7 protein-coding genes are annotated in these 6,589 nt (G+C 57.4%); 1 reads left to right on the top strand and 6 read right to left on the bottom strand.

From position 1 onward, the window contains the following. The first annotated feature begins 125 nt into the window (after positions 1-125). Positions 126-1,025 carry a 1,4-dihydroxy-2-naphthoate octaprenyltransferase gene (gene menA / locus V3W31_03635; GenBank protein MEE9614033.1) on the top strand — a complete coding sequence of 300 codons (900 nt, stop codon included), beginning with the start codon at positions 126-128 and terminating at the stop codon, positions 1,023-1,025. A 229-nt stretch (positions 1,026-1,254) separates the two neighbouring features. On the opposite strand, the gene V3W31_03630 is transcribed toward menA, so the two are convergent. From V3W31_03630 to V3W31_03605, 6 genes are all read right to left on the bottom strand, one after another. After that, entirely contained in the window at positions 1,255-1,629 is a 375-nt protein-coding gene (locus tag V3W31_03630; protein ID MEE9614032.1) for a BRCT domain-containing protein, read from the bottom strand. Positions 1,630-1,734: 105 nt separating this feature from the next. Continuing rightward, positions 1,735-3,432, bottom strand: coding sequence for a carbon starvation protein A (locus V3W31_03625; protein ID MEE9614031.1), 1,698 nt, complete (start codon positions 3,430-3,432; stop codon positions 1,735-1,737). 23 nt (positions 3,433-3,455) lie between these two features. After that, complete coding sequence (locus V3W31_03620) at positions 3,456-4,118, bottom strand: SCO family protein (protein MEE9614030.1); 663 nt, start codon at positions 4,116-4,118, stop codon at positions 3,456-3,458. A gap of 15 nt (positions 4,119-4,133) precedes the next feature. After that, entirely contained in the window at positions 4,134-5,234 is a 1,101-nt protein-coding gene (locus V3W31_03615; protein ID MEE9614029.1) for a pentapeptide repeat-containing protein, read from the bottom strand. 28 nt (positions 5,235-5,262) lie between these two features. Further along, the gene (locus tag V3W31_03610) at positions 5,263-5,832 is read right to left on the bottom strand and encodes a DUF4124 domain-containing protein (protein MEE9614028.1); all 570 of its coding nucleotides are present in this window, start codon (positions 5,830-5,832) and stop codon (positions 5,263-5,265) included. A gap of 303 nt (positions 5,833-6,135) precedes the next feature. Then, positions 6,136-6,589: metallopeptidase TldD-related protein (locus tag V3W31_03605; GenBank protein MEE9614027.1), on the bottom strand; the 454-nt coding region annotated here is incomplete at its 5' end.

The raw sequence follows: 6,589 nt of genomic DNA, 5'->3' as shown, positions 1-6,589 counted from the left end.
GGGACGAAGCAATCCCGCTAAGGTCATCCTGAACCCTTGTGCTGAACTTAATTCAGTATTGGTTCAGCACCGCCGTATGCAAGCACCTTGACCGGTTGTAAAAGCCGGTCTATACTTAATCCGTAATGAGGCTCGTGCTCTACATAATGGCCGCGAGGCCGCAGTTCTTCCCGGCCGTGGTGGTGCCGGTGGTGCTCGGCGCGGCCGCGGCATGGCACCTCGCGGGCACGTTCAGCCTATGGCTTCTCATCCCGACCCTCCTTGCCGCGGTCCTCTACCACGGCGGCATAAACGTCATAAACGACTACTTCGACCACCTTAACGGTACGGACGACATAAATAAAACCCCGCTCACCCCCTTCACGGGCGGGAGCAGGATGATCCAGAAAGGGCTCATGACGCCGCTTGAAACGCTCGTGCTCGGCACCGTACTCCTTACCGCCGGAAGCCTGATCGGTATCTACCTTGTCTTTATATGCGGCTGGCCGCTCCTTCTTATAGGTCTGGTCGGCCTTACCACGGGCCTTCTCTACTCGGCCCCGCCTGTATTCTTCGCCGGGCGGGGGCTCGGGGAGCTGATGGTGGGGCTTAACTTTGGCGTGCTGACCGTCGCGGGCTCCTACTTCGTCCAGACCGGCAGCCTCCGGGCCGAAATAATCTTCATCTCTCTCCCCATCTCTTTCCTCATAGCGGCACTCCTCTACATAAACGAATTCCCTGACTACGAGGCGGACAGGGCGGCTGGCAAGCGTAACCTCGTCGTCCGTCTCGGGCCGGAGAGGGGGAGGTGGGGACTTGTCGTTATCGTGGCGGGGGCGTACCTTAGCCTCATCGTGGGGGTTCTTCTCGGACTACTGCCTCCTGCCTCACTAATAGCGTTACTGTCTCTGGTATTCGCGTGGAAGGGTGCGACGGGGCTCTTAAAGGACTACGCGGGTGGGCAGAGGTTGGTCCCTTCGATAAAGTCCATCATAGCGGCGCACACGACGGCCGGGGTGCTCCTCACCTTGGCGCACATAATCTAATCCTCCTCTATTGCCGAGTACGGCACGGCCTCGGCGGCAGGCTGACTACTCGAAGCTGTCAAAAAGCGGGGGGCAATAAAAAACGGCCGCTGTGGGGTTCTTGAAAAAGTGTCTTTTTCAAAAAAAGTCATTCCTGCGAAAGCAGGAATCCAGCTATTTCAAGGAATTCTGGACTCCCGCCTTCGCGGGAGTGACAGAAATATTGCTTTTCTCAACAGCCCCGCTACCCCTATTTACCGCCACTTGGTACTTCACCTGTTTCTATTAAACAGATGAACTGGCTCTCATCCAAGAATTGCACCCCTTGAGCTTCAGCTTTTTCAATTTTCTTTGGGCCAGCATTTTCATCGCCACAAAGGAAGTCCAGATTTTTAGTAACAGATGAAACAACCCTGAAATTATTGTTGCGAGCGAGATCAGTAAGCTCTTGTCTCTTACTTGTACCAAAGCCGGTGAAGCAGACTTGCAACCGCTTGTCTTTTACCTTGATAGAAGGAATTGAATATATCAATCTCCATGCTTCTGCATCAGACAGGGCTGAAATTTCCTCTTTGCTCATATCCGATTTGGATAGGAGAATCATCGTTGGTCTATCACTGGCCATCCTCTCTCCTTGCAACAAATTATTTTTCGCCCCGACCTTCCTCCAATAATACTCCTCGCCGAAGGTTTGTCAACGTAAAAGGGGCCTGCTTGCGTAGGCCCCTTTTCAGTCCCCCTCCCCCACCGGATACGGCACGGCCTCGTCAGTTGACACACTGCCGAGCGTCCTTAAGACAACCACCGCCTCCATCACGAGCCACACCTCCAGCACCAGTATCCCCGAGCCGAGCGAGATAAGGAGCCAGTTCCCGGCGGCGAGGAAGTTCCCGATATTTATGACCATGGCCCAGGCGGAAAAAACGAGCATCAATACCATGGGAATGAACGTATAGTAGACGGGCTTCCCGCGCCTCACGAGATACATAGTTATGGCAAGGAGAGCGAGCCCTGCCATGAGCTGATTGACCGTTCCGAAGAGCGGCCACATTATGAGCCCGCCCTTGCCGTTATTTATCATGCTCAGGGCGAAGGCCGAGGCGACCGCCACCATGGTGGCCGGGTGTCGGCCCTTTAGCGGAGTGAGCCCGTAGTTATCGGCAAGCTCGGCCACCACGTATCTCTGGAGCCTCGTTGCGGTATCGAGCGTAGTGGCGCAAAAGCTTATTACGAGCACGGCCACGAGCGCCGCTCCGAGCTCGTGGCTGAAACCCACGGCCCCGAGAAACCCGGCCCCGCCCTCTACGAACGCCCCCACCTTGGCCCCGAGCCCTGCCGCCGAGTTCCAACTCGCGTAGTGCGCGTTCCAATCCGTAAGAGTGGCGAACCCGGCCGTACAGGCCAGTATGGCCATCACAGAGAGCACCCCCTCGCCGAGCATCGAGCCGTAACCTATAAAGGGCATGTCCCGCTCGTTATCCAGCTGCTTCACGGTCGTGCCGGAGCTCACCAGAGAATGGAAGCCGGATATCGCCCCGCAGGCTATCGTTATGAAGAGGAACGGCAGCATGGCGGGCGCGCCCTCGGGGTGCATATTCACCGCCGGGGCCACGATCTCGGGCCGGGCGATAAAGAGCGCCAGGTAGAGGAGCCCGAGCCCCACTAAGAGCTGGTGGGAGTTTATATAGTCCCGGGGCTGGAGCAGCACCCACACGGGCAGGATCGAGGCCACGTAGGCGTATACCAGAAGCACCACCACCCATGAGAGTATAACGCTATTCATTACAAAGGGCGGCATCTCGATAGGCACGCTCATCCCTATGTAGATAAAGACATAAAGAAGAGCAAGTGCCGAAATAGAAGCAAGAAGCGTGCTGCCGGAGCGCTTATAGATATGAAAGCCGAGTGCCACGGCTATCGGCATCTCTATCCATACCGGGAGCACGGTGGCCGGGTAGTCGATGAAGAGTATGCCTATAACGAGCGCGAAGACCGCGATTACGATAAGGAGCGCGAAAAATATCAAGAGGAGGAAGAGGCTCCTGGCCCTCGGCCCTATGAGCTCCTTCGTTACGTCCCCGATGGTCCTGCCGCCGTGCCTGGCCGAGACGACGAGAGCGCCGAAGTCGTGCACCGCGCCCATGAAGATAGAGCCGAATACCACCCATACAAGGGCCGGTAGCCAGCCCCAGATGACCGCTATGGCGGGACCCACTATAGGGCCCGCTCCGGCTATGGAGGTGAAGTGGTGGCCGAAGAGGATATGCTTTTTGGTGGGAACGAAGTCCACCCCGTCGCGGAACTCGTGGGCCGGGGTGAGCCTGTCGGGGTCTATATCGAATATCTTCCGGCTGAGGAACCGGCCGTAGAAACGGTAGGCAAGGATGTAGGCCGCAAAGGCGAATATGGCTACGAATACGGAGTTCATGGCGGGCAACCCGGTTGACGCTGCTACTCTTTCCTCCCGAGCGCCTCTTTAGTCCTCTCGACCAGGACCTTTCTGGGGTAATGGAGCCCGTTCAACCTGTAGGCGAGGTTGCCCTCTCTGTCGATAATCGTGGTGCTGTTGGTATGGTTATATTCCCCGTCCTTGCTCTTCGTATACCTTATCTTGTACGCGGCGAGGGCCTTATCGATATCTTCACGGCTGCCGGTAAGGAAGACCCACCCCGTGGGGTCCGCGCCGAGAAGGCGGGCGTGGGCCCTTAAAGCCTCCGGGGTGTCCCTCTCCGGGTCGACGGTCATGGAGACGAGGATAAGGTCCTTGCCGAGCCTTTCCCCGAAGGTGTTCTGTAGTGTTATGAGCTTGGACTCCAGGAGGGGGCAGGCATACGTGCAGTGGGTATATATGTAGGTTATCACCACGACCTTGCCCCTCCAGTCCGAAAGGCTTACTTCCTCTCCGTCCTGGTTTACGAGCGTGAAGTCCGGGGCCCTGCCTTCGAGTTCCTCGTAGAAGGTGAACTCGTCCCCTTTCGTATGGACGTGCTCGGCGTGTTCTACGCCCCCGCCTCCCCCCCCGGGGCCCCCGGCGGCCATCTCATGAGTTCCGCAGGAGTAAAGGGAAGGAATCAGAAGGAACGCGGCGGCGGCCGTTAAGAGCTTCTTCGTCATGGTCCGCACCTGGCCCTACCTTACGAGAGAGGGCGGTAATACGGGAGGGGGGTCTCCGATGAAGACCGCGCCGGAGAATATAGGGTCTTTGCTGAAGCGCGCCTTTTCAAAAGAGAGCTTATCCAGGAACCTCGCGCCGGGGAAGAACGAAAACCCCTTGAAGGCGGCGCGCATAAAATGCGTCTCCTCCTTGAAGACGGTCCCCGAGAAGTAGACCACCCCGGTAAACACGGCATCCGAGAAGTCCGTATGCCCCATGAACTCCACACCCGCGAAGTACGCCCGCTCTCCGAATATCGCCTCGTCAAACAGGGCCATGCCCTTGAACACTACGCCCGAGAAGCGCACGTCATTTTGAAAGCCCGTATCCGAGAAAGCCGCGCGCCCGTAGAAGGTCGCGCCTGAAAAGCCCGCCCTTTCCTTGAAGATGGCATTGAATACCACCTTCTCCTTGAATTCGGCACCGGAAAAATACGACTCGGCACCGAACACGGCGACCCTGAAGTACGTCTCTTTCTTAAAGAGGGCTCCGGTGAAGACCCCGCCCCCGTTGAAGTCAACCGACATGAACCTCACCTTGTCGTCAAAGAGGGCGTCTGAAAAAGAGGCCTTGCCGTCAAGTACGACCTTTTTGAAAATAATTTTTTTATTAAAAAAAGTCTTCTTCGCCCGGATCGAACCGACGCCCTCGACGGACTTTATCTCCGAGGAGTTTATGGTTATAGCGTTCGTCACTATGCGGACCTTCTTGATATAAGGTCCTTTGGCCGTGACAAAAGCAGCTTTGTCCTCGTCACTCCACCCGTCGGGCAGGCTCTCCTCCTTCAAGGCCACCTTCGGCAGCTTCCTGAAGTCCAACCCGCCTTCGATAACCGAATCCGATATCTTTATGTCATAGTCCGTATCCTTTATAAGCTCGATAATATCGTCGCCCTGTATGATCCTGGCGATAACGGGCTTGCCCTTTTTGACCGCCTTGATGAGCTCTCCCCTGCTGATCGGGGCTTTGGACCCCTCCACCAGCTCCCAGGCGAAGGCGTCCGGTGTCTGAACGGTGCTCTGCGCGGCAAAAAAAGCCGCGATCAAAAGTATTTTTCCAATCCCGAATCGGTTCATAGTATCTCCTCTGCCCTATAATGTATGCCTACCGGCTTCTCTTCGAACCCTCCTTGAACTCCTCCATCTTCCTGATTCTTTCCTTCTGTTGGTTCTGCCTGTTCTGGAGCGCGCTGACCAGAGCCATCTTGCAGGTTGAAAAACGCTTAAGGGCCATATCCTTATAGCCGATCGGGCCGCTTCCGCCCGAACCGCCCGGCCCTCTCGGCCCGGAAGGCGGCCTGGCCGCGACAGGTGTGTTCGAATAGTCCCTCCCGCCGACCTCCAGATCACGGAGGTCGGGCTCGAGCATCGCGGCATCCTCAAGCAGTTGTTGTATCCGCCGCAGGGGCAGGTTCCTTGCGTCTCTTGCCTCGTCGCAGAAGGAGTCAAGTTTGTTCTTCACCCTGGTCGTGGAAGTGGTGCCCTGGTACGAAGAGCCGGGTGAGGACTGTTCCTTCTTCATCTCCTCCGCGAACTGCTCCCTGTACTTCTCCGGCACGGAGTGGTAGTTGTCGGTAACGTGGACTTTGCCTTTATCGTCCGTCCACTTGAATATCTTTGCCATGGCCGGGGCCGCCACGAGAACTATTGCCAACAGAAAGAGTATCTTTTTCACGACCGTCACCTTCCCGAGCCTTAAGATATAAAACAACCGCAATATCTTTTTTCCATATTATAATCTTTTACACCCTCCCCCGTCAACACCCCGTGACGGGGTTTTAAATTTCGGGACGACCGTTGGGGCATGCGGCATGAAAGTCGTACTGGGGCCGCATAGACGTTGACCGTGCGGCAGCACCGTGACGGGGTTTTAAATTTAGGAACTACCGTTAGGGCATGCGGCATGAAAGTCGTACTGGAGCCGCATAGACATTGCCCGTGCGGCAGCACCGTGACCGCCCACAACACGGGAGGGGCTTTACGCCTTAACCCCTCCGCCCACCACTATCTCGGGGATGCGTATGGTGGGCTGGGCGTCGGCCACGGGCACGCCCTGGGCGTCCTTGCCGCAGGTGCCGATGCCGAAGCCGAGGTCGCTGCCGACCATGTCTATGGTCTTTAATATCTCCGGGCCGCTGCCGGTAAGCGTGGCGCCCCGCACGGGCTCGCCAACCTTGCCGTTCTCCAGGAGGTAGCCCTCCGTGACCTCGAAGACGAACTCCCCGTTTACGGTATTGACCTGCCCGCCGCCCATCTTCCTTACGAAGAGCCCCTTCTTGACGGAGCGGACGATGGCCTCGGGGCCGCCTTCGCCCGGGGCTATGATTGTGTTGGTCATGCGCGGGATGGGCCTGTGGTGGTAGGACTCGCGCCTGCCGTTGCCGGTGGAGGCAGCGGCCTCCGCTCCGGCCTGGGCGCCCCCCCCCCCCCCC

It is taken from the genome of Thermodesulfobacteriota bacterium (assembly GCA_036482575.1).
Lineage (GTDB): Bacteria > Desulfobacterota > GWC2-55-46 > GWC2-55-46 > JAUVFY01 > JAZGJJ01.
This window is presented reverse-complemented; position numbering and strand designations above follow the sequence as displayed.